Annotated in this window: 1 pseudogene; it reads right to left on the minus strand. The window is 35.9% G+C overall.

Features of this window, described 5'->3' with window-relative positions:
* Nucleotides 1-92: 92 nt before the first annotated feature.
* Nucleotides 93-545: pseudogene (locus LOK41_RS28450) on the minus strand (transposase); the annotation flags it as partial.
* Nucleotides 546-569 lie beyond the last annotated feature (24 nt).

Consider the following 569-nt stretch of genomic DNA (forward strand, 5'->3'; position numbering starts at 1 on the left):
ATTTTTAAATATAAGAGTGAATAATACAAGAAACAGACAGACGTTGAACGTAAGTTCATCGGACTTTAGTTTTCTATTTCTGTTAGCTTGATAGCAATGTGGGCACACCCTCCAGAGCCTGGATATATATTCTCTAAAGCATTTGGCACTTGGAATAAGGTAGCATCTAGGATACGAATTCGCCCAAAATAAGAGAAGAGATGATTAGAAAATAGCGTTTGTTCACATACTTTTTGTTGTAACAGTAAAGAAAAAATATGTTGTAAAAACAAAACTACTTTTGTATTTAAGCGTTTATTTAAGCCCTCAGGGCTGAGTAAAGTACCTGTCGCAGCATGAAGCCTACTACATAATCGGACTAAGGGATCGCTTGCCACCCGTTGACTGATCCAAATACAAATAGTAGCTAAGTCTGATCCAGAAAACTTACGTTTTCGCTTTATGAATCCGATTTCTCTTGCAAGTTCTTCTAAGAATACAGGTGTAACATATCGTTGTAATTCTTCAGCAAATGGTAGTAGTTCATCTTGAATCGAGAGATTCATAAGAAAACGTCATCCTTTCTAATT

Source organism: Bacillus sp. TL12, assembly GCF_022625245.1.
GTDB lineage: Bacteria > Bacillota > Bacilli > Bacillales > Bacillaceae_G > Bacillus_A.